This window comes from Pseudomonas sp. UBA5706 (assembly GCF_002419965.1).
GTDB lineage: Bacteria > Pseudomonadota > Gammaproteobacteria > Pseudomonadales > Pseudomonadaceae > Aquipseudomonas.
In genome coordinates this window covers 135,063-161,668 of record NZ_DIHC01000002.1, presented here as the reverse complement: position 1 = coordinate 161,668, position 26,606 = coordinate 135,063, and the positions used below count along the sequence as shown (strand labels likewise).

General features: G+C 59.3%; 26 protein-coding genes. 14 read left to right on the top strand and 12 right to left on the bottom strand.

Features of this window, described 5'->3' with window-relative positions; translation table 11 throughout:
* The first annotated feature begins 21 nt into the window (after positions 1-21).
* Entirely contained in the window at positions 22-492 is a 471-nt protein-coding gene (locus B3I26_RS01960) for a CreA family protein (RefSeq protein WP_296254577.1), read from the top strand.
* Between the two features lie 251 nt (positions 493-743).
* Here the strand turns inward: B3I26_RS01960 and rpsT are convergent, their stop codons facing one another.
* Entirely contained in the window at positions 744-1,022 is a 279-nt protein-coding gene (gene rpsT / locus B3I26_RS01955; protein ID WP_110946958.1) for a 30S ribosomal protein S20, read from the bottom strand.
* 250 nt (positions 1,023-1,272) lie between these two features.
* Between rpsT and murJ the strand changes: the two genes are divergently transcribed.
* The 6 genes from murJ to ispH all read left to right on the top strand — a co-directional run bounded on the left by murJ (position 1,273) and on the right by ispH (position 8,696).
* Positions 1,273-2,817, top strand: a complete 1,545-nt coding sequence (gene murJ, locus B3I26_RS01950; RefSeq protein ID WP_296254574.1) for a murein biosynthesis integral membrane protein MurJ — start codon at positions 1,273-1,275, stop codon at positions 2,815-2,817.
* Between the two features lie 118 nt (positions 2,818-2,935).
* On the top strand, positions 2,936-3,871 hold the full coding sequence (gene ribF, locus B3I26_RS01945) for a bifunctional riboflavin kinase/FAD synthetase (RefSeq protein WP_296254572.1): 936 nt from the start codon (positions 2,936-2,938) through the stop codon (positions 3,869-3,871).
* A 13-nt stretch (positions 3,872-3,884) separates the two neighbouring features.
* Positions 3,885-6,716: an isoleucine--tRNA ligase gene (gene ileS / locus B3I26_RS01940; protein WP_296254571.1), complete on the top strand. Its 2,832-nt coding sequence runs from the start codon at positions 3,885-3,887 to the stop codon at positions 6,714-6,716.
* Positions 6,709-7,221: a signal peptidase II gene (gene lspA / locus B3I26_RS01935; protein WP_296254569.1), complete on the top strand. Its 513-nt coding sequence runs from the start codon at positions 6,709-6,711 to the stop codon at positions 7,219-7,221. Before ileS ends, lspA begins: the two co-directional genes overlap by 8 nt.
* Positions 7,214-7,666: an FKBP-type peptidyl-prolyl cis-trans isomerase gene (locus B3I26_RS01930; RefSeq protein ID WP_296254567.1), complete on the top strand. Its 453-nt coding sequence runs from the start codon at positions 7,214-7,216 to the stop codon at positions 7,664-7,666. The genes lspA and B3I26_RS01930 overlap by 8 nt, the downstream gene beginning before the upstream one ends.
* 82 nt (positions 7,667-7,748) lie before the next feature.
* The gene (gene ispH, locus B3I26_RS01925; RefSeq protein ID WP_296254565.1) at positions 7,749-8,696 is read left to right on the top strand and encodes a 4-hydroxy-3-methylbut-2-enyl diphosphate reductase; all 948 of its coding nucleotides are present in this window, start codon (positions 7,749-7,751) and stop codon (positions 8,694-8,696) included.
* 18 nt (positions 8,697-8,714) lie between these two features.
* Here ispH and B3I26_RS01920 read toward each other — a convergent pair whose 3' ends face one another.
* Positions 8,715-9,218 carry a GspH/FimT family pseudopilin gene (locus B3I26_RS01920; RefSeq protein ID WP_296254563.1) on the bottom strand — a complete coding sequence of 168 codons (504 nt, stop codon included), beginning with the start codon at positions 9,216-9,218 and terminating at the stop codon, positions 8,715-8,717.
* Between the two features lie 170 nt (positions 9,219-9,388).
* On the opposite strand from B3I26_RS01920, the gene pilV (B3I26_RS01915) reads away from it, so the two are divergent.
* From pilV (B3I26_RS01915) to B3I26_RS01900, 4 genes are read left to right on the top strand one after another with little or no spacing between them, the layout of a single operon-like run.
* Positions 9,389-9,844, top strand: a complete 456-nt coding sequence (gene pilV / locus B3I26_RS01915; protein WP_296254561.1) for a type IV pilus modification protein PilV — start codon at positions 9,389-9,391, stop codon at positions 9,842-9,844.
* On the top strand, positions 9,841-10,542 hold the full coding sequence (locus B3I26_RS01910; RefSeq protein ID WP_296254559.1) for a PilW family protein: 702 nt from the start codon (positions 9,841-9,843) through the stop codon (positions 10,540-10,542). Before pilV (B3I26_RS01915) ends, B3I26_RS01910 begins: the two co-directional genes overlap by 4 nt.
* A gap of 10 nt (positions 10,543-10,552) precedes the next feature.
* Entirely contained in the window at positions 10,553-11,041 is a 489-nt protein-coding gene (locus B3I26_RS01905) for a pilus assembly PilX family protein (protein ID WP_296254557.1), read from the top strand.
* Positions 11,042-11,052: 11 nt separating this feature from the next.
* Entirely contained in the window at positions 11,053-11,469 is a 417-nt protein-coding gene (locus tag B3I26_RS01900) for a type IV pilin protein (RefSeq protein WP_296254556.1), read from the top strand.
* Positions 11,470-11,476: 7 nt separating this feature from the next.
* Here the strand turns inward: B3I26_RS01900 and B3I26_RS01895 are convergent, their stop codons facing one another.
* Genes B3I26_RS01895 through B3I26_RS01870 form a run of 6 tightly spaced genes read right to left on the bottom strand, consistent with a single transcriptional unit; the run spans position 11,477 to position 18,971 of the window.
* The gene (locus B3I26_RS01895) at positions 11,477-11,926 is read right to left on the bottom strand and encodes a type IV pilin protein (RefSeq protein WP_296254554.1); all 450 of its coding nucleotides are present in this window, start codon (positions 11,924-11,926) and stop codon (positions 11,477-11,479) included.
* A complete protein-coding gene (locus tag B3I26_RS01890; RefSeq protein ID WP_296254552.1) occupies positions 11,923-16,341 on the bottom strand; it encodes a pilus assembly protein in 4,419 nt (1,472 codons plus the stop codon). Before B3I26_RS01890 ends, B3I26_RS01895 begins: the two co-directional genes overlap by 4 nt.
* Complete coding sequence (locus B3I26_RS01885; RefSeq protein WP_296254550.1) at positions 16,341-16,904, bottom strand: pilus assembly PilX family protein; 564 nt, start codon at positions 16,902-16,904, stop codon at positions 16,341-16,343. Before B3I26_RS01885 ends, B3I26_RS01890 begins: the two co-directional genes overlap by 1 nt.
* Complete coding sequence (locus tag B3I26_RS01880; RefSeq protein ID WP_296254549.1) at positions 16,901-17,704, bottom strand: PilW family protein; 804 nt, start codon at positions 17,702-17,704, stop codon at positions 16,901-16,903. The genes B3I26_RS01885 and B3I26_RS01880 overlap by 4 nt, the downstream gene beginning before the upstream one ends.
* Positions 17,701-18,246 carry a type IV pilus modification protein PilV gene (gene pilV, locus B3I26_RS01875; protein ID WP_296254547.1) on the bottom strand — a complete coding sequence of 182 codons (546 nt, stop codon included), beginning with the start codon at positions 18,244-18,246 and terminating at the stop codon, positions 17,701-17,703. Before pilV (B3I26_RS01875) ends, B3I26_RS01880 begins: the two co-directional genes overlap by 4 nt.
* Positions 18,246-18,971 carry a GspH/FimT family pseudopilin gene (locus B3I26_RS01870; RefSeq protein WP_296254545.1) on the bottom strand — a complete coding sequence of 242 codons (726 nt, stop codon included), beginning with the start codon at positions 18,969-18,971 and terminating at the stop codon, positions 18,246-18,248. Before B3I26_RS01870 ends, pilV (B3I26_RS01875) begins: the two co-directional genes overlap by 1 nt.
* Here B3I26_RS01870 and thiO point away from each other — a divergent pair.
* Positions 18,970-20,094: a glycine oxidase ThiO gene (gene thiO / locus B3I26_RS01865; RefSeq protein WP_296254543.1), complete on the top strand. Its 1,125-nt coding sequence runs from the start codon at positions 18,970-18,972 to the stop codon at positions 20,092-20,094. The genes B3I26_RS01870 and thiO overlap by 2 nt on opposite strands.
* Positions 20,095-20,270: 176 nt before the next feature.
* On the opposite strand, the gene B3I26_RS01860 is transcribed toward thiO, so the two are convergent.
* From B3I26_RS01860 to B3I26_RS01845, 4 genes are all read right to left on the bottom strand, one after another.
* The gene (locus B3I26_RS01860; RefSeq protein WP_296254541.1) at positions 20,271-21,608 is read right to left on the bottom strand and encodes a sigma-54-dependent transcriptional regulator; all 1,338 of its coding nucleotides are present in this window, start codon (positions 21,606-21,608) and stop codon (positions 20,271-20,273) included.
* A gap of 2 nt (positions 21,609-21,610) precedes the next feature.
* Positions 21,611-23,203, bottom strand: coding sequence for a sensor histidine kinase (locus B3I26_RS01855; protein ID WP_296254539.1), 1,593 nt, complete (start codon positions 23,201-23,203; stop codon positions 21,611-21,613).
* Positions 23,193-23,432 carry a PP0621 family protein gene (locus B3I26_RS01850; protein ID WP_296254538.1) on the bottom strand — a complete coding sequence of 80 codons (240 nt, stop codon included), beginning with the start codon at positions 23,430-23,432 and terminating at the stop codon, positions 23,193-23,195. The genes B3I26_RS01855 and B3I26_RS01850 overlap by 11 nt, the downstream gene beginning before the upstream one ends.
* 145 nt (positions 23,433-23,577) lie before the next feature.
* Positions 23,578-24,600 carry an outer membrane protein assembly factor BamD gene (locus B3I26_RS01845; protein WP_296254536.1) on the bottom strand — a complete coding sequence of 341 codons (1,023 nt, stop codon included), beginning with the start codon at positions 24,598-24,600 and terminating at the stop codon, positions 23,578-23,580.
* 151 nt (positions 24,601-24,751) lie between these two features.
* Here B3I26_RS01845 and rluD point away from each other — a divergent pair, with 151 nt between their 5' ends.
* A complete protein-coding gene (rluD, locus tag B3I26_RS01840) occupies positions 24,752-25,714 on the top strand; it encodes a 23S rRNA pseudouridine(1911/1915/1917) synthase RluD (RefSeq protein ID WP_296254535.1) in 963 nt (320 codons plus the stop codon).
* Positions 25,711-26,451: a peptidoglycan editing factor PgeF gene (gene pgeF, locus B3I26_RS01835; RefSeq protein WP_409522057.1), complete on the top strand. Its 741-nt coding sequence runs from the start codon at positions 25,711-25,713 to the stop codon at positions 26,449-26,451. Before rluD ends, pgeF begins: the two co-directional genes overlap by 4 nt.
* Positions 26,452-26,606: the final 155 nt, after the last annotated feature.

Sequence of the window (26,606 nt, the reverse complement as noted above, 5' to 3'; positions counted from 1 at the left end):
TTTCTGAATAAGGAAGCTGCAATGCGAATCATGAAGGGAATGCTGGGTGCGCTGCTGTTGCTGCCTCTGCTGGCATCCGCCGAAGAGATCGGTCAGGTATCGACGGTCTTCAAGTTCGTCGGCCCCAACGACCGAATCGTTGTCGAGGCGTTCGACGATCCGAAGGTCGATGGCGTGACTTGCTACCTGTCCCGGGCCAAGACTGGCGGCGTGAAGGGTGGACTTGGGCTGGCGGAGGATCGTGCTGAGGCGTCCATTGCCTGTCGTCAGGTGGGGCCGATCCGCTTCAAGGAGGCGCTTAAGGACGGAGACGAAGTGTTCAAGGAGCGCACGTCGCTGGTGTTCAAAACCATGCAGGTCGTGCGCTTTCTCGATAAGAAGCGTAATACGCTGGTGTATCTGGTCTATAGCGACCGAATCATCGAAGGCAGTCCGCAGAATGCCGTGACAGCGATCCCTATCTTGCCTTGGGCGCCAGCGCCTGCTCCTTGATCGGCTGTGTGGTGGCGGGTTTTGGCTTGGGATCATTTGATCGTGCCATGCTGCGCTGACCTTCCTCGCGCTCCGCTGATCGGCCGGCTGATCGTTCACACGCTCCGCGTGGTGACGCATTCTCGGACGCTCCGCGTCCCTGCAGTCGGGGCGTAGCACTTGGGAGCGGTCATCGTGGCGAGTTGTGTTGCAGCCAAATCACAGGCAATAAAAAACCGACCCTGAGGTCGGTTTTTCAACAAGCATATCGCTTAGGCTGCAGCAGCAAGGTTCAGAGCCTTGATGTGGCCATTCAGGCGGCCTTTATGGCGAGCAGCTTTGTTCTTGTGGATGATGCCTTTATCGGCCATACGGTCGATAACTGGCACAGCCAGAACATAAGCAGCTTGCGCTTTTTCAGCGTCTTTAGCGTCGATGGCTTTAACTACGTTCTTGATGTAGGTGCGGACCATGGAACGCATGCTGGCGTTGTGGCTGCGACGCTTCTCAGCCTGTTTTGCACGTTTTTTGGCGGAAGGTGAGTTGGCCACCGTCGAGCTCCTCGAAAGACTTGGGAAATAGCTAACAAAATAGGCCGCGAATCATGCCGATGACTTTGATGCTTGTCAAGGGCAGTTGATGCGTTCCGCTGAGTGGTCGCCGAGTAATGCCGAGGATATTTCTTTCCGGCGTGCGACCTGTAAACTCGCGGGTTTTGGCTCTGTGCTGTTTTGCGGCGCGGAGTATCGCATAAATGGAACGCGCTTTGGCGCTTCCTTTGGTCGGGCGCATAACCTTTAGATGAACCTCCTTAAATCGCTTGCCGCCGTCAGCTCTATCACCATGCTTTCGCGGGTTCTGGGCTTTATCCGCGATACCATCATCGCCCGTGCCTTCGGGGCCGGGATGGCAACGGATGCCTTCTTCATCGCCTTCAAATTGCCGAATCTGCTGCGCCGGATTTTTGCCGAGGGTGCGTTCTCCCAGGCGTTCGTGCCGATCCTCGCCGAATACAAAAGCCAGCAGGGCGAGGAGGCCACCCGCACGTTTGTCGCTTATGTCACCGGCTTGCTGACGCTGGCGCTGGCGCTGGTGACCGTGCTTGGCATCATCTTCGCGCCCTGGGTGATCTGGGCCACGGCGCCGGGCTTTGCAGATACGCCTGAAAAATTCCAGCTGACCTCCGATCTGTTGCGCGTGACCTTTCCTTATATATTGCTGATTTCCCTGTCATCGCTGGCCGGGGCGATCCTCAACACCTGGAACCGATTTTCAGTGCCGGCGTTCGTGCCGACACTGCTTAACCTGGCGATGATCTTCTTTGCACTGTTCCTCACGCCGTACTTTCACCCCCCGGTAATGGCACTGGGCTGGGCGGTGCTGGCGGGCGGTCTGCTGCAATTGCTGTACCAGCTGCCGCACTTGAAGAAAATCGGCATGTTGGTCCTGCCGCGCCTCAATCTGCGCGACACCGGCGTCTGGCGTGTGATGAAGCAAATGCTGCCAGCGATGCTTGGCGTCTCGGTCAGTCAGATTTCCCTGATCATCAACACCATTTTCGCCTCCTTTCTAGTGGCAGGTTCGGTGTCGTGGATGTACTACGCCGACCGCCTGATGGAGTTGCCTTCGGGTGTGCTGGGCGTCGCGCTAGGGACGATTCTGCTGCCGATTCTTTCCAAGACCTACGCCAGCAAGGATCGCCAGGAGTATTCGCGGATTCTCGATTGGGGCCTGCGGCTGTGTTTCGTACTGGTCCTGCCGTGTACGCTGGCCCTCGGACTGCTGGCTGAGCCGTTGACTGTTTCACTGTTCCAGTACGGTAAGTTCGATGCCACCGACGCGGCGATGACCCAGCGCGCGTTGATCGGTTACGCGGTTGGCCTGTTGGGGATCATCGTGATCAAGGTGCTGGCACCGGGCTTCTATGCTCAACAAAATATTCGCACCCCGGTGAAAATCGCGATCTTCACCCTCATTGTGACTCAGCTGTTCAACGTACTTTTCGTCTATGGCGTGCAGCTGGCCCATGCGGGCCTGGCATTGGCGATCAGCATGGGCGCTTGTCTGAATGCCTTGCTCCTGTTCTGGCAGCTGCGGCGTCAGGACCTCTATCAGCCACAACCCGGCTGGCCGGTGTTCCTGATCAAACTGGTGGTGGCGGTTTTGGTGATGTGCGCTGTGCTGCTGGGTCTGATGCATGTAATGCCGGCCTGGTCCGACGGCCAGATGCTTGAGCGCTTCATTCGTCTGGGCGCGCTGGTGGCGGCGGGTGTGGTGGCGTATTTCGGCACCTTGCTGGCGTTGGGCTTTCGTCTGAAAGATTTCGCCCGCAAGGCGATCATGTAGGATCAGTCGTCGGTTTTTGCCGGTTAACGCCGATTGTTGTTGTTTGGCTGAATGTGTCGCCTGTCGTTGACGGCGGTGTGTGGTTATAATCGGCCACTTTATGAGCAAGAAGCGCGTTATGCAGCTGGTTCGAGGCCTTCACAATCTGCGCCCCCAGCATCGGGGCTGCGTCGCCACCATTGGCAATTTCGACGGCGTTCATCGTGGTCACCAGGCTATCCTGGCGCGGCTGCGCGAGCGTGCCGTTGAGTTGAGCCTGCCCAGCTGCGTGGTGATTTTCGAGCCGCAGCCGCGCGAGTTCTTTGCTCCGGAAACAGCGCCTGCGCGCCTGGCCCGTCTGCGTGACAAGGTCGACCTGCTGGCTGCCGAGGGCGTCGATCTGGTGCTCTGCCTGACGTTCAATCAACGCCTGAGCAAGCTGCGCGCGACCGAGTTCGTCGACACGGTGTTGATCGATGGCCTTGGCGTGAAGCATCTGGAGGTCGGTGACGATTTCCGCTTCGGTTGTGACCGGATCGGGGATTTCGATTTCCTGCAAAAGGTCGGCGCCGAAAAAGGCTTCACCGTTGAAGCCGCGCAAACCGTGGAAATCGACGGCGTACGCGTTAGCAGCACCAAGGTCAGAAACGCCCTGGCAGCGGCTGACTTTGCGCTTGCCGAAGACCTGCTGGGCAGGCCCTTCGAAATCTGCGGCCGTGTCCTGCATGGCCAGAAGCTCGCGCGTCAGCTGGGTACGCCCACTGCCAACGTGCAGCTCAAACGTCGTCGCGTGCCGTTGACCGGGGTTTATCTGGTCAGTGCCGAGATCGATGGCAAGGTCTGGCCGGGTGTCGCCAATATTGGCGTGCGACCGACCGTGGCAGGGGATGGACGTCCTCACCTTGAAATACATCTTCTGGATTTTGCCGGTGATATCTATGGCCGGCGTTTGACGGTGGTCTTCCACCAAAAGCTGCGCGATGAGCAGCGTTTTGCCTCACTTGAGGCGCTTAAGACGGCGATCGATGCGGATGTCGCTGCCGCCCGTGCCCATTGGGGCATGGTCAACCGCTAACCTAGAGCCTGAAATGACCGATTACAAAGCCACGCTTAATCTTCCGGACACCGCCTTCCCTATGAAGGCCGGCCTGCCCCAGCGCGAGCCGCAAACTCTGCAGCGCTGGGACAGCATTGGCCTGTACCAGAAGCTGCGGGAAATTGGCAAGGATCGTCCGAAGTTCGTTCTGCACGACGGTCCTCCCTATGCCAACGGCACTATTCACATCGGCCATGCGCTCAACAAGATTCTCAAGGATATGATCGTCCGGTCCAAAACCCTGTCGGGTTTCGACGCGCCTTATGTTCCAGGCTGGGACTGCCACGGCCTGCCGATCGAGCACAAGGTGGAGGTGACCCACGGCAAGAACCTGCCCGCGGACAAGACCCGCGAGCTGTGCCGCGCCTATGCCGCCGAGCAGATCGAGGGCCAGAAAGCCGAGTTCATTCGTCTGGGCGTGCTTGGCGACTGGGACAATCCGTATCGCACCATGGATTTCGCCAACGAGGCCGGTGAGATCCGTGCGCTGGCCGAACTGGTCAAGAACGGTTTCGTGTTCAAAGGCCTCAAGCCGGTCAACTGGTGTTTCGATTGCGGCTCGGCACTTGCCGAGGCAGAAGTCGAATACCAGGACAAGAAGTCTTCGACCATCGATGTGGCCTTCCCGGTTGCCGATGCCGACAAGCTCGCCGCTGCCTTCGGCCTGTCGAGCCTGGACAAACCTGCTGCCATCGTGATCTGGACCACCACCCCGTGGACCATCCCGGCCAACCAGGCGCTCAACGTTCACCCGGAATTCAACTACGCGCTGGTCGATACCGGCGACAGATTGTTGGTGCTGGCCGAAGAACTGGTCGAAGGCTGCCTCAAGCGCTGGAACCTGGAAGGTTCAGTGCTGGCAACTGCCCCCGGTGCGGCGCTGGAACTGATCAACTTCCGCCATCCGTTCTACGATCGGCTGTCGCCGATTTATCTGGCTGAGTATGTCGAGTTGGGCGCGGGTACCGGTGTCGTCCATTGCTCGCCAGCCTATGGCGTCGATGACTTCGTGATCTGCAAAAGCTATGGCCTGACCAACGACGACATCATCAGTCCGGTGCAAAGTAACGGCGTGTACGTGCCGTCGCTGGAGTTCTTTGGTGGCCAGTTCATCTTCAAGGTCAACCAGCCGATCATCGACAAGCTGACCGAAGTCGGTGCGCTGCTGCACACCGAAGTCATCACCCACAGCTACATGCATTGCTGGCGCCACAAGACGCCGCTGATCTACCGCGCCACCGCGCAGTGGTTCGTTGGCATGGACAAGCAGCCCGTGTCGGGCGACACCCTGCGCACCCGCGCAATCAAAGCCATCGAAGAAACAAAGTTCGTACCGGCCTGGGGGCAGGCGCGTCTGCATTCGATGATCGCCACCCGTCCTGACTGGTGCATTTCCCGTCAGCGCAACTGGGGCGTGCCGATCCCGTTCTTCCTGAACAAGGAAAGCGGCGAACTGCACCCACGCACGGTCGAGTTGATGGAGCAGGTAGCCAAGCGCGTCGAGCACGCAGGCATCGAGGCCTGGTTCAAAATGGACGCTGCCGAGTTGCTGGGCGATGAAGCGTCGCAGTACGATAAGATTTCCGACACGCTGGACGTCTGGTTCGATTCGGGCACCACTCACTGGCACGTTTTGCGCGGCTCGCACCCTATGGGCCACGAAAACGGTCCACGCGCCGACCTGTACCTAGAAGGTTCGGATCAGCACCGTGGCTGGTTTCACTCATCGCTGCTGACCGGTTGCGCCATCGACAATCACGCACCGTATCGCCAGCTGCTGACCCACGGTTTTACCGTGGACGAGAACGGCCGCAAGATGTCCAAATCGCTGGGCAACGTGATTGCGCCGCAGAAGGTTAACGACACTTTGGGCGCGGACATCATGCGCCTGTGGGTTGCTGCCACTGACTACTCGGGCGAGATGGCGGTTTCTGAAACCATCCTGCAGCGCAGTGCCGACGCTTACCGTCGTATCCGCAACACCGCGCGCTTCCTGCTTTCCAACCTGACCGGCTTCAACCCGGCCACCGACATCCTGCCTGCCGATGAAATGCTGGCACTGGACCGTTGGGCCGTTGATCGCGCGCTGCTGCTACAACGCGAGCTGGAAGAGCACTACAGCGAATACCGTTTCTGGAACGTCTATTCGAAGGTGCATAACTTCTGCGTGCAGGAGCTGGGCGGTTTCTATCTGGACATCATCAAGGACCGGCAGTACACCACCGGTGCCAACAGCAAGGCTCGCCGCTCCTGCCAGACCGCGCTGTTCCACATCTGCGAGGCGCTGGTGCGCTGGATCGCTCCGATCCTGGCATTCACCGCCGACGAGCTGTGGCAGTACATGCCGGGCGAGCGTAACGAGTCGGTCATGCTCAACACCTGGTATGAAGGCCTGAGCGAGTTGCCTGAAGGCTTCGAGCTGGACCGTGCCTATTGGGAGCGGGTCATGGCGGTCAAGACAGCGGTCAACAAGGAACTGGAGAACCAGCGTGCGGCGAAAGCCATCGGCGGTAACCTGCAGGCCGAAGTGACGCTCTACGCCGAGGACGACCTGACCGTTGACCTGAACAAGCTGGGTGATGAGTTGCGCTTCGTGCTTATCACCTCCAAGGCCAGCGTCGCGCCGTTCGTCAGCGCCCCTGCCGATGCCGTTGTCACTGAAGTCGCCGGCCTGAAGCTCAAAGTGGTCAAGTCCGGTTACACCAAGTGCGCCCGTTGCTGGCACTTCCGTGATGACGTGGGCGTAAGCCCTGAGCATCCGGAAATCTGCGGTCGCTGTGTGGACAACATCAGCGGCGCAGGCGAGGTTCGTCACTATGCGTAATGCGTCGGCTGGCCGTATGGGTCGTCTAAGCTGGCTGTGGTTGAGCGTGCTGGTTCTGGTCATTGACCAGGCCAGCAAGTTCTACTTCGAGCATCGTCTTGACCTGTATGAGCAGATAGTGGTCATCCCGGACTACTTTAGCTGGGTGTTGGCCTACAACACAGGAGCTGCTTTCAGCTTTCTGGCCGATGGGTCCGGGTGGCAGCGCTGGCTATTTGCTCTGATCGCGATCGTTGTCAGTGCAGTGCTGATCGTCTGGCTGAAACGTCTGGGTCGTGACGAAACCTGGCTAGCCATTGCCTTGGCTCTGGTGTTGGGAGGAGCGTTGGGGAATCTGTATGACCGAATGGCCATCGGCCATGTTATCGACTTCATATTCGTTCATTGGAAAGAACATGGATTCCCGGCCTTCAACTTTGCCGACAGTGCGATCACTGTAGGTGCGATCATGCTGGCTCTGGACATGTTCAAGAGCAAGAAAACCGGAGAGCCCGTTCATGACTGAACACGCTGCCCAAGAAACACGCATCGGTCAGAACACGGAAGTTACCCTGCATTTCGCCCTGTACCTGGAAAATGGCGACACCGTCGACAGCACCTTCGACAAGGCCCCGGCCACGTTCAAGGTCGGCGATGGCAGTCTCCTGCCTGGCTTCGAAGCGCTGATTTTCGGCTTCAAGGCCGGCGACAAGCGCAGGGTCGAAGTGCCGCCGGAAAACGCCTTCGGCCAGCCCAATCCGCAAAATGTGCAGATCATGCCGCGTTCGCAGTTTCATAACATGGAACTGGCCGAGGGGCTGCTGGTGATCTTCAACGATGCGGCCAATACCGAGCTGCCGGGTGTGGTGAAGGCATTCGACGACGATCAGGTGACCGTCGACTTCAACCATCCGCTTGCCGGTAAAACGTTGACCTTCGAAGTGGAAATCTTCGAGGTGAAGGCGCTCTGATTGTCTGGCGTCTGATCGGCCCCGGCATCGCTCGGGGCCTTTTCGTTTTTATGTTTCATTGCGCGTAGACACGAGGCACATCATGCAAATCAAACTCGCCAACCCACGAGGCTTCTGCGCCGGAGTGGACCGTGCGATCGAAATCGTCAATCGCGCGCTGGAAGTGTTTGGCCCGCCGATCTACGTGCGCCATGAAGTGGTTCATAACAAATTCGTCGTCGAAGACCTGCGCAGCCGTGGCGCGATCTTCGTCGAAGAACTGGATCAGGTGCCCGACGACGTCATCGTCATCTTCAGTGCGCACGGCGTATCCCAAGCGGTGCGTACCGAGGCGGCCGGTCGTGGGCTGAAAGTGTTCGACGCGACCTGCCCGCTGGTGACCAAGGTCCACATCGAAGTCGCCCGCTACAGCCGCGACGGTCGCGAGTGCATTCTCATTGGCCACGAGGGGCACCCGGAAGTCGAAGGCACGATGGGGCAGTACGATGCCAGCAATGGCGGCGCCATCTATCTGGTCGAGGACGAAGAAGACGTCGCCAATCTGCAGGTGCACAATCCTGAAAAGCTGGCTTTCGTGACGCAGACGACGCTGTCCATGGACGACACCAGCCGCGTGATCGATGCCTTGCGCTCGCGCTTCCCGGCTATTGGCGGCCCGCGAAAGGACGACATCTGCTACGCCACGCAAAACCGACAGGATGCGGTCAAGCAACTGGCCGATGAGTGCGACGTGGTGTTGGTGGTCGGCAGCCCCAACAGCTCCAACTCCAATCGCTTGCGCGAGTTGGCCGAGCGTATGGCCACTCCGGCCTATCTGATCGACGGCGCAGAAGACATGCAGCGCAACTGGTTCGACGGCGTGCAGCGTATCGGCATCACCGCAGGTGCATCGGCGCCCGAAGTGCTGGTGCGTGGCGTCATCGAGCAGTTGCAGGCCTGGGGCGCAACCGGCGCGGACGAACTGGCGGGTCGCGAGGAAAATATTACCTTCTCGATGCCCAAGGAACTGCGGGTCAAGTCGATCCTGTAAGCGCTTCTGGCATCTGCCTCATGAACAAGGCTCGGTTGTGAAACCGCTGCTGCGAAGCGTCACCCGCCCTGTCACGGCAACCGCTATCTGGTAGTGACTGGCGGGTGAGTCTTTCAGGCAGACTGCGAGGGTGCCGTTGGCATTATTGAGCAGCCTGCCGGTGTTATCGAAGCCGATGCGCATCGCCACCCGGCCATTGCCGACCACCCTCACGTTCTGCTGGCCGCCGCGCTCGGCCAGTATCGGTTCATCGTCGTCCCGGAGCTGGTTGCGATTGATATCGACGAATACGTGCCAGCCCCGACTCCAGTTGCCTTCCTGCGCCTGTACGATCACCGGCTGGCTGCGCAGGATGGCCTCGACCCGCGCCAGACGCAGGCTGCTGGCCAATTGTTGAGCGGTGTCCTGACGTCGTTGTGATTCGACCAGCGCCGCGTAGGCGGGAATCGCCAACGTAGCAACGACACTGATCAGCGTCAGCCCGACCAGCAGTTCTATCAATGTCAGTCCCGTCTGCCTCACTTCTGTCACCCCCTGACCTCAGCGCGACTTAGCAAACGCGCATCCGGCGGTGCTGACAAGGCCGTCGATTGTCAGCCGATATGTCGGTAAGCTGTGGTTACACACCTGTCCGGCGAGCTGCTGCTGATCAGCTTCACTGTCTCCTGAATAGGATCAGCGAGGGGTGTTCGATGAGCGTGGGATCAGCGCAGACCGGGGTGACATTGATCGAAGTGCTGGTGGCGTTGTTGATGTTTTCCATCGGCATCCTGGGCGTGGCGACGCTGCAGCTCAGTGCCTTGAGGCACACCGACAGTGCCCTGCGCAGCACCCATGCCAGTTTTATCGCGCATGACCTGCTGGAGCGTATCCGCGCCAATCCCGATGCGAACTACACCCTGGCCTCCCTCAGCCAGGCACCGACCTCAGGCAACCCTGACGTACCCCGTGATCAGGACCTTTTCGACTTTGCCGATCAACTGCGGCAAATGGTGGGGGAGGACGCGAAGGCGTCCGTGACCGTCTCCGGCGCGAGGGTGGTTATCTCGCTGGACTGGAGTGACGCACGAGCACAAGGCGATGGCGCGGCGCGACAGACAATGACCCTGAGCAGCCTGACGAAGTCCGTACAAGGAACGCCGCCGTGATCACGTGTAACAGGGGTTTTAGCCTGATCGAGATCATGCTGGCGCTGGTTCTCGGCCTGATGATGTCGTTGGCGCTGACGCAGATATTCATCACTTCCAAAAGCACCTGGTTGAGTCAGACATCGTCCGCCAGCTTGCAGGAGGATGCGCGCTTCGTGCTGGCCAAGATGCTCCAGGAAACCCGCCTGGTAGGCATGTTCGGTTGTCTTGCCAGCGTACGTGACGCCAGCCTGGGGGGAGGGTTTTCCAATGCTCATCAGACGCCGGTGCAATGGGATGCACGGCAGAGATCCTTGACCCTGGTAACCGCTCCCGCAGGCACCGATCAATCCTGGCACGACTGGGTGATACACACTGATTGCGCATCGTCGGCCACGGCATGGTCTCGTGGGCGCGCACCCAAAATGGAAGCCGGGGAAATCGCGCTGCCTGTCCAGCAGCTAGTCTACCGGCTAAACGCGCAGCGAGATGAGCTGACGCTGGACGGTCAGCCATTGCTGAGCAATGTTCGCGACTTCAACGTGTTGTTCGGGGTAGCGGATTCACCCGATGCGTCAGGTATAGCGCGCTACACCGGACAACCAGAGCCCCCGCTGATTCGTAGCGTCCGTCTGACATTGACCCTGTTCGACCCTGCAGACCGCGCGCGGGAGCAGACCTTCAGCGTCGTCGCCACCCTTCGTAATCGCCTTGGCTAAGGAGCAGCAGATGAAGACTCAACGCGGTGCGGTACTGATCGTCAGCCTGATATTGCTCATGCTCCTGACGCTGCTGGCAACCTCATCCATGCAGAACGCCACGCTTCAGGAGAAAGCGGCCGGCGGCCTGGCACTGCGCGATGTCTCGTTTCAGCTGGCCGAAGCCGTGCTGCGAACGGCCGAAGCCCGCGTACGCACTCCAGCCTATGCACCGCCGGAATGTTCAACGCCCCTGACATGCTTGCCACCCCCCGAAGCGTTGACCCTGTCCGCCAGCGGTGCGGGTAAGGCGTCAGGGGTGAACTGGGTAGCGAGCAATGGTGGTTTCTTCGGTATCCAGCATCTCGGTGAGACCGAGGACGCAGCAGGGGGCGGCCCACCCATGCAGCCACAAAGGCTGTATCGAGTCACTGCCATCGGCCTTCACGGCACCGCGCGTACGGTGCTTGAAAGCATTCACACCGACGAGCGCCGGATCATGTGGCGGCAGCGGCAATGAAGACAGGGCCGATGATAGAACGAGCCTTCACATTGGTTGAGCTGCTGGTTGCCGTCGCCATCATCGCAATCCTTGCCGCCGTCGCCTACCCGAACTACACCGAGCACTCCCGCAAAACCCGCCGCGCGGAAATCGCGGCGATGCTGGTCGAAGAGGCCCATAAACTGGAGCGGTTTTATTCTCGGACCGGGCAGTACTCGGACGCCCCAGGGCCACCTGCTCGGGAGCATGAAGTCTCTACGGGCACCGAGTTCTATGCAATTGATGCCGAGCGTTCAGAGCAGGCGTTTGTGCTGACGGCGATGCCGATTGGTGGCACCTTGATGAGCGGGGACAAATGCGGCGCGTTCCTGCTGCAGAACACTGGCAGGCGCGATAACCTGGGGATGTCGGGCAGTGCCAGTGTGCAAGGGTGTTGGGGGCGCTGACTGATCCCTATCTCCAGCATTCCGCTGTGGTAGGCGTTTTAGCGCCGGCCTGATTGATCGTCATGGTGCCGCAGGTATCTTTGGCCTGACTGTCTTGCGGAACGACTTGTAGCGTGTAGGTGGTGGCGCCAGGTGTCCCTGAAAAACTCAACGTGTATTTGCTGTTAGCAGAGTTAAGCGTTGTGACTTTGCTGTCAGTGCTAAGGCCGAGTGTCGACAACGTAGCACCCACATACGTGTTGTTCTGTGCATAAAACCTTTCGATTCTGGCCACCGCATCATTGAGCATGGCGATCCCTTCGGATCGATACCCTCGCTGCACATATGTGGTGTAGGACGGATAAGCGATGGCTGCAAGAATCGCGACGATCGCTACGGTGATCATCAGCTCGATGAGGGTGAAGCCGTGCTCGTCTGTTTTTAAATGTCGCATCTTCTGCCGATCTCTCAAGGTCATGGAATCACCCGCCAGGTCTGGCGGCCGTTGTACTGCAGACCGGTAAACGCACTCATGCTGTTGCCACCGCTGGAATAAACGGTGGACAGTCCCGATGGACCATCGCCAGAAACGACGGTGAACCCCACTCCTGATGAGTCGTAACCGCTGATGATTACCCCGGACAAGGTATCGCTGCTGTCAATTACACCATCACCGTTGAAGTCGAACACCGAGAAGGGATTCGCACCCCCCGTGTTAGGGTCAAGCTCCAACTGCTTACCCTGAATACCTGCTTCACACACGCCAGTGATGGGGGTGCGGGTGGCGACGAACAGCACTTGGCCCTTGATTGTCATCAAATCGACCATACGCTCGCCGCTCGATTTTCCGTCGGTCTGCAAGTCCAGATACCAACCATATTGGGTGGTCCAGTCCACCGAGCGGGTGGTGAGCGTTCGTAGCCCGGTACTGGTGCCAAGTGTGCCGCTGGCCGAAGACAGGAGCTGGGCCTGAAGATTGCTACGTCCTGCCGGGCTGCTGGTGGACGTCCCTGTAGGTGTAGTCGCTATCTGCCCATCTGTTTGCAGGTCCCAAACCCCGTAGAGGCTCTGCAAGTCAGTACTGGCCTTATCCGCCGAGGCGAAGTAACGGCCGGTGCCGAATATGACCAGGTTTCCTGTGCCGCCGGGATGTGGATAAAGGACGGGAGCGGTAGTAATCGATTGCGCCGCGGCGCCTGTAGTGCCAGCCGAGGCGGTGAATAGCGGGGTGCCATTGAACGCCACTTTGTAGCTGCTAGCGGTGGTGGTGTCGGTTAGCGAGCCAGGGCTGATCAAGTCGAAGCGCCAAAGGTTGCCCAGCAGGTCACCCGCGTAGGCGTAGTCAGCGATGCCGTCGGAGTTGGTATCAAGAATCACTGGCGAAGACAGCCCGTTATCCACTTTGGGCGTGCTGGCAGGCGTCGTCAGCTTGGCGATTTTCGCACCCGTCGCAATGTTGAGAATGAACAGGCTGGCATTGCCGTTATCGCCATTGTAGCCACTGCCGAAGATGACGCCCCACTCTCCAGAGTGCAGTTTGGAAATGTAGGGAGTAGAAAATGTGGCGCCCAGATCGGTGTCGTTTTGTGACGTGAACTCCCACAACAGCTTGATGTTGTCGGGCTCGGTGATGTCCAGCGCAAAGATCTCCTTGCCGCCAGCCCCCAGCGTTCCCACCAGCACCGTATGCCAGGCGGAGTTGAAATAAGCATCGGAAACCACCGGCGAGCCATCGACATAAAATCGGTGCAAGGAAGAGTCAGTGTTATAGGTCGTCCCCGACAGGGCGCTGAGCTTGGAAATGATTGCAGTGGGGACGAAGGCGAACTGCTCCACGCCGGTAGTGGCATCGAATGCGTGAAGCATGCCGTCGTTGGCCCCGACATACACCTGCGAGCGACGCGCATTGGCAGTGGTCTTGAATTTCGCATAGTCGCCGCTGGTTCCGTTCAGCGAGTCCGCCAGCGTATTTGTGAACGTGCCGCCTTGAACGAAGACCGGTTGCGAGTTGACGATGTCGCCCAGTGTGGAAGCGCGCCGACGGAAGGTCGTACCTTCCAGCGTGCGCACCCCCCTGATAAATGACACTTGATCGGAAGTCAGGGTTGTCTGCAATTTGACGCTGGCATAGGTAAGAGTGCCCAAATTGCTGTATGTGAAGGCCTGCAGTCCGGTTCCAGCAGCGTTAGCCATCTGAATGTTTCTCTTGGAAGCCTCTGGCATCACCGCCGCCGCTGTCCAATTAAGGGTCTTCGTGGTCGTGCGGGTGGTGCTGTTGGTGCTGCTGGTGGTTTTGGTCAAATCACCGCTCCACTGTGCAATGTTGAAGCTATTGGTGTAGGTCGAAGTTGAGGCGTCCGCTTTCAATGGCGAGGGGACGGCTGCTGGCGCCGCCACGGATGTATTTTTTTGTGCAATCTGGCTAAAGGCCGCCTGAAGCTGCGCCTTGAGCGTCGACGCGCTGCTTACCAGGAAGTAGTTGTCAGGCGTCCCTGAGACGTTCGAGTCCCATTTGCCGGCTACCGGCGAGCTCGAAGCAGTGTTGGTCGAGTCACCGAAACCTCCCCATTTGGCCGCGTACCACAGCGGGTTTTCAAGGTTGGTCACCGATGTGGCGGATGAAGGCTTGAAGTTACGCGTGTGGTAGGTGGCGCCGTTCACCTGCGTACTTCCCGACCTCATGCCTGGCAACAGCGTGGCGGAGGTGTTACAGCCCGAAGAGCACGATCCGGGATACTGGGTGCCGGGTGTATCGAGTACGTAGTGTTGGTTGCCGCTGCCACCGCCGGTCACTTCCAGATAGATGCCGTCGTGGGTCGTACCGGAAATGGTGTACCCCATGTGCGATTCGTTGCCCGCTTGCGAGTAGACCGTCTCCAGTCGCACGTCGAGCGTTGCGTCGGCGCCGGTCCCGACGACCGAGACGGTGTACAACACAATGGCGTCCATGTCGTAGTCGCAGCCTTGACCGCAATCGTCGTAGACAACACGGAACACCGCTTGCGCGCGGCCACCGTTGACTGAAGTATCTTTCAACTGTCCCGGCATGTTGTACAGCGAGTCGATATAAAAGCCGGTGATCTGTTCGGTTACGCCACTGGTGACCTTGCCGAAGGGCAGCAGGGTGATGGTGCTGCTTCCCACCGGCATCTGAATGCGTGGCAATGTCGAGGACAGTGCAATAGAGAATGTCTGGACCTTTTGCGAGCCCAGCGATGTGATGGGACGGGTATTGGCATAGTAGGCCACGGCTGCGGCGTTATACGTACCTTCCTTGGTCGGCTCCTCGGGCAGGCCACGGATATTGCCCAGGCTGGAGGCGACTTTGGCGGTTGGTGCCGAGTCGCTGACACTCGTCGTCTGGCCGATGTTGATGTTCTTGTTGCCGCCGCCCACGTCGGCGTTCCAGATCGTTAGGCCCAATGCCTGCGGGTCAAACTTATTCAAGACCGTTGGCACGCTGGGAAGGTTGGTGGGCGAGAACGCAGCACTCGGCACGTCTGAGTCGTAGGTGGGGTTCACGTCACTGAACAGTGTTTCAAAGGGTTTGGAGCAACTGGGAAAGGTCGGTGGCGAGCCCTCTGCATTGGGCTTGCTAGCGTAGGGGTCGGACCACGAAGTCAGGCCGCTGAGGCCCAGATTCGTATCGGCTGTACCGGATGCATAAGCGGCGGTTGGCTTGGCATCGGATCCGCTGTAGTAACGCATCGTTTCAAACATCATCTCCGCCAGCGGGTTGCCCCAGTTCTGGCAGGTAGCATTGGTGATGGTATTACCTGTCTGCGCCGTGGATGTGCAGCCGCCACTGCTGCTGAGTTTCAATCCGTCGAGGGTGCCGATGATGCCGCCCTTGGTATAGGTACTGCCGGATTTAGTGCCGAATATCCCGGTCGAGGTGTCGACTTCATTGGCAAAGCTGCTGATAGCCTTGCGCACGACCCCACCTTGAAGGTTGTTCTGATAGGTGCCGGTCATCAGGCCGAAGTACATCTGGTTGCCTTCGCCGTAGTCGTGAAGGATACCGGTGGGTTTGTAAGTGCCGTTGGGATAGAGCTTGCAATTGCTCTCGATGTAGCCGCTTTTGCATACCTCGACCCGTACGTTGAGGTCGACGGGCTTGACCGTTACGTCCTTGAACGAGGTGTTCGTGGCCGTTGTTCCGCCTTGGGTTGTCTCGCGGGAAACCCAGCCGAATATACGGATGTTGGCAATGTTGGACAGCACCCTCAGCAACGGCGCCGAAGATGACGCCGAAGATGGCGTGTTGTTGGCGAACAGCGTGCGATTGCCGGAACTGGGGTTGGCATACGGCGTGTAGTCGGACAGGTTGTATCCGTCGAAATCGTAACTGGTGTATTCCTTACCCCAAGTATGTGCGTCAGTAGGAATGTAAGCCCGCTCCAGAATGGTTTGCGAGGTGGTATCTGTGCTCCGGTATCCCCCGTAGAGAACTTTACGCAATGCGTCGGCGCGGGAAGTCGTCAGGTAGTTGAGGTAGTCACCACTCCAAGTGCCAGGGCATTTTTTCAGGTTGGCCTCAGTGGTTTTCGAGGAGGCGGTGAAGTATCCGCTGGTGTTGTAGGTGTAGCACGTCAGCGAGTCGAAATAACCCAGGTAATCGATCGAAGGTTTGTAGCGAATCTCGATCGCCCCGTCGCCATCCAGGTCCGAGGCATCGTTGTACGCTGGGAAGAACAATTTGTGATCACGCCCGACCACCAGCATATTCAGCGGAGGCACCGAGTTGTTGACGAACAGGGGGGCCTGCGCGGGCTCTTGACTTACCGCCGCGTGCGCCAGCGGTGTCGACAGGATCAAGGCAGTCAGCAGCGCTGCTCCCCGTGTAAATGCGTGGGGCTTATTCATAGTGGCGCGCTGCGGGTAATTGTTCATTAGTAAGACCGTGCAATGACAGAGCGCAAGATCACTCGCGCAGTCGTCGTGTCGCTGGTGCAGAGGACGGTCGATGCGCAGGCATTGACCTCGTAATACCTGCGACCACAGCCGGTGAGCGCGCAGTTGCCCTGGCTGATGCGTGGAAGCGGAAGCTCGACCACGTACCACTGGACTTTGGCGTCGTAATTGGTGTTCAGGGTGGCAACGTTATTAGCGTCTGCAGCGCCGAAACGTATCGGTGTGTCGATGGTGGCTGTCGCTTTGAGGTCGCTGCTCAGAAGGCTCCAGGGCATGCACGCTGTCGATGTGCAGGGCGTGATTTTGTCGGGGGCCACGGAAGTGCTAATACTTTGCTCGCCGACCCGCAGCCCGCCTTCTGCAGCATTGGTCAGAATCTTCTGCAAGCGCAGGTTGCCGGTAATCCTCGACTCGAGCGAAACGCCTCTCAGGCTGGACAACGCCAGCAGCGTGATGACCAGCAGCATCACGAGTGCGACAAGCAGTGTCGCCCCTTGTTGCTGTCTGGCTGCCCGGACAAACGGAAAGTGGACCGGCATCATTGCATCTGATTCCTGATCATGATTGTGCCCTGTACCAGTTGATACAGCTGTGCAGACATGTCATTTTCCGCCAATTTGGTGCCATACCGATTGTCCCACTCGGCCAGAGCCGGGGATGTAACTTCGGTTGTGTCCTGAAGCGACGCTGAGCCAGGGCTTTTCATGAGGACGGCGTAGCGGACGGCACCAATGACGTTTTTGGTGCTGGTGCCGTAAGCTGTCACCGTTTTAAGGTCGCCGGAACCCGAGCCATAGTCGAAGCGCAAAGCCGCAACGCCGGTGACCAATTGCTGCGACCCGGTTCCGGACGCACACATGATCGAGCTGGTATCGGCATCGAAGTAAATTTTCTCAACGATGACCGGATTTTCCTTGAGCCTGTCATACGGGGTGTCAATGCTCGCTTGGTCCGTTTCCGACAAGGCCGTACCTTGGCATGACACGTCCAGTCGATTGCGTGCCTGATAGCGAATGCAGACAGAGGTCGCCGAATTCGCGATGACGGACGAACCCTCAGGAAAGGTGCAACTCTGCCCCGACCCTTTGGCAAATGCTTGATAAGGGTTGCTGCGATAACCTGCCTTGGAGAGTTCCTGACTCAGAATTGCCAACGCGAAGCGGCCATTTTCCTGGTTGCCCACCTGCCCTTGCTGGAACAGGTAACTTTTCTGATTGCTAATGAAAATCTGAGTGACGCCCAGAATCAGGAAGCAGCCGATGACCATGGCCACCATGAGCTCGATCAGTGAAAGACCGCGTTGTCGGGCTGCAGACCGGTACCTCATTGCAGCGGCTTTCATGGCAGGCGTGTCCTGATTCGGTAAGTGCATATCGAATTTTTGGCGTTGGCGTCCATGCAGTCCGCATTGTTCTTCACGGACCAGGCAACCTGTATCTCTATTTCGGTATCAAGTGTGTTTTCTGTACCGCAAGCGGAGGTGCCCACGTCGCCTGGTTTGACGCTGCGGCAGATATAAAACAAACCGGTCAAAAGATCAGTCGCGCCAGGCAGCGCCTTGCCCGCCTGAGCTTTCCAGCAGCCGATTTGCTGAGCAAGGACAGTGGGCGTAGGAACGCAGCTGGTCGTGGCGTCTGCAAAAGGAGTACCCGGTGGTTTGAGGCAATTATTGGATGCTGTGCAACTGCCCGCGGTGCGGATCATCTCCACCAGATCATCAGCAAGCATCATGGCCGTATTACGCTGCACCGAATCCTGTGTGTACGGAATGGCTTTGCTCTGCAATGCGACCATGCCCAGCACGCCAATCACAGTAATGAGTAGGCTGACCAGCACTTCAATCATGCTGAAGCCAGCTTGGCGCTGAGGACTGAAGGTATTCATCAGCAGCCATCCGGTGCGGCTGCGGTAGGCGGGGAGACCCGGCCGCTGCTGAGCAAAGACACATACTGCGCAGCGATGGACGTGTCGGTTGGAAAGAGGATCTCGAAACAGGCACTGGTCGAAGCGGTGCCGGTGGGTGTGAAGTTCACGTTGTTAACTGCAGAGTTGATCCTGACCCCGGCCTGCAGGCCGCCGGCACCGACTTGTCTCAGTTGAGTGCCGTTTCCGTTCTCACCCAGAGTCACCACGATATTAGTGGTGTTGACAGGCGCGTTGATATTGACGGTGGTGCCCCGTGTCACAGCCTCGGCGCGCGCATACTGAAGCAGATCGTAGAATTCGTTTGCTGCGGCACGAACACTGTTGCGGTGAATCATGCTGGTAAAGCTGGGCATGGCGATCGCCGCAAAAATCCCCATGATGACTACCACCACGATCAATTCGATCAACGTAAACCCGCCGCTATTGCCCCCAAAAGAACCTTGCCAGCTGCGACGCGATGTCGAACGCGTAATGCCAGAGCTGAAACCCATTGAGGAAATTCCATTTTTCGTTAGAAATATGGTGATACTACTCAGGTTCGAAGTCGCTATGTAGTGGATGTTCGGGGATATTCTCCGGACCAGTGGCACGGCGAGGTTTTCGAGCCGCTGTGGAGTCGGTTTATCTGCAACCTGCGGGGCGCAAACCGGCGTTGATTTTCTATTGATGATCGGGATCTGCATGTCCAGGCAACACGTGGTAATCGTCGGTGGAGGCGTCATCGGTCTGTTGACTGCCTTCAATCTCGCAGCACGAGTCCAGAGCGTGGTGTTGCTCGATCGCTCGGGCGTCGGGCAGGAGTCTTCATGGGCCGGTGGTGGCATTGTTTCGCCGCTTTATCCGTGGCGCTATAGCCCTGCTGTGACGGCGCTGGCGCATTGGTCGCAGGACTTTTATCCACAGTTGGCCGAGCGTCTGCTGGACGCTACGGGTATCGATCCGCAGGTTCATCAGACCGGCTTGTATTGGCTGGATCTGGATGACGAAAAAGAGGCGCTTGAATGGGCGGCGCGGCTCGGTCGACCATTGCGCTCGGTGGATATTTCAGCGGTGTATGACGCCGTGCCGGTAATGGGCAGTGGGTATACGCGCGCCGTTCATATGGCCGATATCGCCAACGTGCGCAACCCGCGGCTGGTCAAGTCGCTCAAGGCAGCTTTGCTGGCGATGCCTAATGTCACCCTTCACGAGGGGTGTGAAGTCAGTAATTTCGTGCGTGACGAAGAACGGGTCATCGGCGTGACGACATCGGCCGGCGACATTCTGGGTGACAGCGTGGTGTTGGCGGCCGGGGCCTGGAGTGGTGATCTGCTCGGCAAGCTGGGCCTGGAACTGCCGGTTGAGCCTGTCAAGGGGCAAATGATTCTGTACAAATGCGCAGCGGATTTTCTGCCGAGCATGATCCTCGCCAAAGGCCGCTACGCGATTCCGCGCCGTGATGGCCATATCCTGGTCGGCAGCACGCTGGAATATGAAGGCTACGACAAGACCCCGACCGGGAATGCGCTGGAAAGCCTGAAGGCCTCGGCGCAAGCGTTGATTCCAGCGCTGGCCGAAGCCGAAGTAGTGGGGCACTGGGCCGGGTTGCGTCCGGGTTCGCCCGATGGAGTCCCGTTCATTGGGCCGGTGCTCAAGCATGAGGGGTTGTGGTTGAACTGCGGGCATTTCCGCAACGGCCTGGTACTGGCCCCGGCCTCGTGTCAGCTTCTGACGGATCTGCTGATGGGGGACGCGCCGATTATTGACCCTGCGCCGTATGCGCCAGATGTCAGGATCGGCCTCGATACTAACGGCAGTTCATCGTAGGTGCTGGCCAGTGCGGGGGTGTCAGAAAGGGGCTTTGCCGCTGACGAACCGCATTCACTGCCGGTGTAATCTGCGACGTCTCCTACAGGTTTGCGGTGTGTCGGAAACCCGGAGTGAGCTTTGCGATAACGGAAGGCGCGAATACGTATGAGAGGCCCGGATAGGGACTTTGCGGATCACTCAAGTCCCAGTTTCTTCAATCGATAACGCATCGAGCGGAACGTCAGGTTCAGCCGTTGGGCCGCGGCGGTGCGGTTCCAGCGGGTTTCTTCCAGGGCCTGGAGGATCAGCTTGCGTTCGATGCTTTCCAGGTAGTCTTCCAGATTGTCGATGTCGGCCAGGCTCGGGCCGTCCTGGTCCAGGGTGCTCGCAGGTTCGGCGAGGCGCAGGTCGTCGGCGTTGATCTGATCGTTTTCGCAAAGGGTGTGCGCGCGTTCGAGCATGTTTTCCAGCTCGCGCACGTTACCGGGAAAGCGGTAGCCCTTGAGCGCCGTCAGGGCCTGGGACGTCAGGCGTGCTGGCGGTTGCATGTTTTCTGCCAGGCGGCGCAGGACGTTGTTGGCGATCTCCTCGATGTCTTCCCGACGTTCGCGCAATGGCGGTACGCGCAACTCGATGACATTAAGCCGGTAGTAGAGATCCTGACGGAAGCGTTCGGCGGCGACTTCGACGCCGAGGTCCTTGTGGGTGGCGCAGAGGATGCGCACGTCCACGACCTGCTCCTGCTGCCCTCCGACGGCACGCACGGATTTTTCCTGGATGGCGCGCAGCAGTTTCACCTGCATGGCCAACGGCAGGTCGGCCACTTCGTCGAGAAACAACGTGCCGCCGTTGGCAGCCTGAAACAGCCCGGGCTTGTCTTCATGGGCTCCGGTGAAGCTGCCTTTGCGGTGGCCAAAGAACTCGCTCTCCATCAGCTCGGAAGGGATCGCGCCACAGTTGACGGGCACGAACGGCTTGTCGACGCGCGGGCCTTGTTCGTGAATCAATCGGGCGACCAGCTCCTTGCCGCTGCCGGACTCACCGCTGATATAGATCGGCGCCTGACTGCGCGCCAGCTTGCCGATCTGCTTGCGCAGGGCCTGCATAGGCGGGGAATTACCCAGCAGGCGTTGGTCAATGCTGTTTTCGTTGCGCGGCGACATCGGCAGGCGCAAGGCGCTGCTTACCAGTTCGCGCAGTCGCGCCAGGTCCACCGGTTTGGTGAGGAAGTCGAACGCACCTGCTTTCAGGGCATGGATGGCCGTGTCGAGGTTGCCATAAGCTGTGATCATCGCCACCGGCACCTGGGGGTGCCGCTTCTGGATGTACTGCACCAGTTCCAGGCCGTTGCCGTCGGGCAGGCGCATGTCGGTCAGACACAGGTCAAACGGCTCGCGAGCCAGCCAATCCTGGGCCTCCTTGACGTTGCGCGCGCTGCGCGTGTCCAGCTTCATCCGCCCCAGAGTGATCTCCAGCAGCTCGCGAATGTCGGGTTCATCATCGACGATCAGGATTTTTTGCTGTTGGCTCATGTTCAGCTCAGTTTGAACGGATGGGCGAAGGTGATCCGCATGCAACTGCCGCCACCTTCCCGGGGTGTGTAATCCAGGTTCGCCTGATTGCTTTCGCATAACTCGCGAGAAAGGTACAGGCCAAGCCCGGTTCCTTTGCTTTCAGTGGTGAAGAAAGGCTCGAAAATTTTTGTCAGGTGCTCGGTGGCGACACCCGGGCCATCGTCCAGCACTTCCATGCTCGGCAGATCGCTTTGCGCATCATGAAACAGCCGCAGCCACACTTGCGCCTGTTCGTGTACCTGGCCGCTATAGCGTAGGCCGTTTTGCACCAGGTTGGTCATGACTTGCTGCAGCTGTTCGGCGTCCATGCGGGTGGTCAGTGTGCCGAAACCAATATCCAGATGCACGGACTGGTTGACCGGCAGCCTGCTGCGAAGGTCGCCAACGAAACGCTCGAGCCACTGCCTGAGATCAATCAGGTGAGGTTCGGTCTGGCGTCGGCGGGACAGCTGCAGGACGTTCTCGATCACCAGATTCATCCGGCCCGATTGGTCCTGGATGATTTGGCTCAAGCGGCGGTCCGCTCCGGTCAGTTCCTCGGATTCATGCAGCAACTGAGCAGCATGGCTTATGGCGCCCAGCGGGTTGCGGATCTCATGGGCGATGCCGGCGGTCAGCCGGCCGAGCGCGACGAGTTTGAGCTGCTGGGCCTGCTGGGAGATTTGCGAGAGGTCGTCGAGGAACACCAGCGTGTGCCGTTGATTGCCTCGGGTCAACGCAATGAAACCGGGACGCAGCACCGGGCCGATGGCAGACGTGGTCATGCTGCGCGGCGTCATGGACGAGTTGATCTGCCACTGCCTGAGCCGCTCCACCAGTTGCGGCGAATAGGGATCGATGGCTTCCCCGAGCAAATCGTCGTGGCCGAGCAGCGTCTGGGCGCTGTGGTTGGCGAGCAGCACTTTGTGGTTGGCGTCGAGCACAAGAATCCCGGTGCGCATGCGCTGCAGGATCAATGCGTTGAGCTCTTCCAGATTGTCGACATCGGCGGCGCGCTGTTCGGCGATACCTTCGCTAACCTGTAACCGGCGTGCCAGGGCCTGCACCAGCAGCGCTGCTGCGAAGCACAATGCGCCGAGGGAGCCGGCCTGGACAAAGTGGTTGGCGGCAGCGGGCTTGTGGTAGCTGATATAGAAGGTCAGGTAGATGATGCCAATCGCCGACACCGCAGCGATCAACAGCCCGACGCGTTTGCGCAGTAGCACATTGCTGATCGCGACGGAGGCGACGATCAGGTTGCCGATCCCGCTGGGTGGGCCGCCACCGGCGTAGAACAGCGCGCAGAGCATGATGGCGTCGGCCATCGCGAGGGTGAACAGCTGCCCATGGCGGGCCGGTCGCTCAAGCAGCACGACCACCAGAATATTGACTACTAGATACAGCCAGCAGCCAGTGCGAAACAGCTCGATGTCTGCCAGTTCCAGCAGTTCGGCGTCCAGGCTGCTGGAAATCAACAGCACCAGCAGGATGCCGATGCTCAGGCGGTACAGGTGATACAGCCGCAGAATGCGCTGGGCTTGAGGTGTCGCCAGCGACAATGCTTCAGCGGTCACGTGCGGCGGGGCCCTGCAGGCGGTGGGCTTCGGTGCAATACCAATGCTGACCCTGACTCAAGGCCCGATCGCGGGGGACATGAACACCGCATTGGGCGCAACGTACCATCGGCGCCGCGTCGATTTCCGGCGCTGCGGGTTTCGCTTTCCGGACAGGGCCGTTGGTCAGCCGTTTGAAGAACCAGATCGCCGCCGCGATCAAGGCGGCCCACATAATCAAGCGAATCATGTTTACCAGCTTAGTGAGTGAGGATGCCGCAGTGTAGCCAACGCGCAGACGGGCGCACAGTGATCTGCGCCCCGCCGTGATGTCGGAAATGAAAAAGAGGTCCCGTAGGACCCCTCTATGCATGACGCGTGAACCGTGCCTGCAATCAGTCGAACAGGCCGAACGTCATGTAGCTGAAGATCGAACGGCTTTTCGGCGCGCCGTCCTGGTCTTCGTTTTTCTTCTCGTCTTCTGTCGGCTGGTTCTCAGGCAACAGTTCGGCCGGGATGGCTTCCTTGGCGTCCTGGTACTGCTTGATCACGTCCTGGTTGGCGCGGGTTTCTCCCGGCGGCAGTGGCGGACGGCTTTCGATCAGGCCCAGCGTCGCCTTCGACAGCCACGAACGGTTGTCCGGATCGGGGGTGCGGGCCTCGAACTTGCCGTCGGCCAGTTGCGGGTGATCCGGGTAGTTGGCCTTGAGGACTTGCAGGCTGGTGTCGGCCAGATCGTCCAGATGCAGGCGCTGGTAGCCTTCGACCATGACCGCCAGACCGTCGCCGACCGATGGGGTCTCCTGAAAGTTTTCCACCACATAACGACCACGATTGACAGCCGCGACGTAGGCCTGACGTGTGAGGTAGTAGTCGGCCACGTGGATTTCGTACGCTGCCAGCAGGTTGCGCAGGTAGATCATGCGCTGCTTGGCGTCCGGCGCGTAGCGGCTGTTCGGGTAGCGGCTGGTCAGTTGGGCGAACTCGTTGTACGAGTCACGGGCAGCGCCCGGGTCACGCTTGGTCTGATCCAGCGGCAGGAAGCGCGCGATGATGCCCACGTCCTGGTCGAACGAGGTCAGGCCCTTGAGGTAATAGGCGTAGTCGACGTTCGGGTGCTGTGGGTGCAGGCGGATGAAGCGCTCGGCTGCGGATTTCGCGGCTTCAGGCTCGCCATTCTTGTAGTTGGCGTAGATCAGCTCCAACTGGGCCTGGTCGGCGTAGCGGCCGAACGGGTAGCGGGATTCCAGCGCCTTGAGTTTCTCGGTTGCGCTGTTGTAGCTGTTGTTGTCCAGGTCGGCCTGCGCCTGCTGGTACAGCTCGACTTCACTGAGGTTTTCGTCGATGACTTCTTTCTTCGAAGAACAGGCAACAGTAAGTCCGAGGATGGCTATCAGCAGCAGGTGTTTCACTTGCATGGCGGCTTGCGTCCCTATAACGGTCTGCTGTCTTGCGCAGGACCGTCCTGTTATGATGGGCGCCCCGTGGAACCCCCGGGACAAAAGACGCCGTATTTAACCACAAGCGCACAGCCGAAACCAAAGGCCAGTGCCACCTCCTAGTTTGAGCATGTCTGAGATCATTGAACTTCGCGCAGAGGTGCCGTCCGAATTGGGCGGTCAACGCCTCGACCAGGTCGCCGCCCAACTCTTCGCCGAGCACTCTCGCTCGCGCCTTTCCGCCTGGATCAAAGACGGCCGCCTGACTGTGGACGGAGGCGTATTGCGCCCGCGTGACATCGTGCACGGCGGCGCCGAACTGGTCCTCAAAGCCGAGCAGGAAGCCCAGGGCGAGTGGGTTGCCCAGGACATCGAGCTGGATATCGTCTATGAGGACGACCAGATTCTGGTGATCAACAAGCCGGCCGGTCTGGTCGTTCATCCGGCCGCCGGTCACGCCGACGGCACCCTGCTCAACGCCTTGCTGCACCATGTGCCTGACATTATCAACGTGCCGCGCGCCGGCATCGTGCATCGTCTGGACAAGGACACCACCGGTCTGATGGTGGTCGCCAAGACCATTCAGGCGCAGACCCAACTGGTCACCCAATTGCAGAATCGCAGCGTCAGCCGGATCTACGAGTGCATCGTGATCGGCGTGGTGACCGCAGGTGGCAAGATCAATGCACCGATCGGTCGTCATGGTCAGCAGCGTCAGCGCATGGCAGTGATGGAAGGCGGCAAGCCTGCGGTCAGTCATTACCGGGTGCTGGAGCGCTTCCGGTCCCACACCCATGTGCGGGTCAAGCTTGAAACCGGTCGTACGCACCAGATTCGCGTACACATGGCCCACATTAACTTCCCATTAGTGGGCGATCCTGCCTACGGCGGTCGTTTCCGCATCCCACCGGCAGCCAGTGTGACGATGGTCGAATCGTTGAAACATTTCCCGCGTCAGGCTCTGCACGCGCGCTTCCTTGAGCTGGATCATCCGACGACCGGGGAGCGCATGAGCTGGGAATCGCCATTGCCGGACGATTTCGTCTGGCTGCTGTCGTTGCTCAAGCAGGATCGCGAGGCATTCATCGGATGAGCGAGCCTGTGGCGCACTGGCTGATCCCCGACTGGCCCGCGCCGGTGGGTATCAAGGCCTGCGTCACCACGCGTGCGGGTGGCGTGAGCGCTGCCCCTTTCGACACCTTCAATCTGGGCGATCACGTCGATGATGACCCGGCAGCGGTCGCGCAGAACCGCTGGAAACTCACCTCTGACCTGCATGTCCAGCCTGCGTGGTTGAAGCAAGTGCATGGCACTAATGTAGTTGAGGCGTTACCTGCCCAGGTGATGCAGGCCGACGCCAGCTGGAGCAGGAAACCGGGCGTGGCGTGTACCATCATGACCGCTGACTGCCTCCCCGCGCTGTTCTGCAACCGCCAGGGCGATCAGGTCGCGGCGGCTCATGCCGGTTGGCGTGGTTTGGCGGCGGGCGTGCTGGAAGCCACGGTGGACAGCTTCACCGCCGCGCCTTCCGAGATTCTCGTCTGGCTCGGGCCTGCTATTGGCCCGCAAGCATTCGAAGTCGGGCCAGAGGTGCGGGAAGCTTTTATAGCGACCCATCCGGAGGCTGCCGAGGCGTTTGTGCCGAGCGCCAATCCAGGCAAGTTCATGGCTGATATCTACCAGCTGGCGCGCTTGCGCCTGGCGGCTCATGGCGTCAGGGCGGTATACGGCGGCGGGTTGTCGACTTATGACGACGAGCGCTTCTTCTCCTATCGCCGGGGTGCGCGGACTGGACGGTTTGCGTCTTTGGTGTGGATCGCCGACGTCTAAGCCGGGCAAGCCGTAGCGGCACGGGTGGTCGGTGGTAACGATTTCAGGTCCGTCGCCGCCATCAAAACCTGCTGCAGCAAGCTAATGTTGATCTGGGTCAGCCACCCAGCGCTTGAATCCTGTGCAATCGGCCACATCTAAAGGGCTATCTGGCA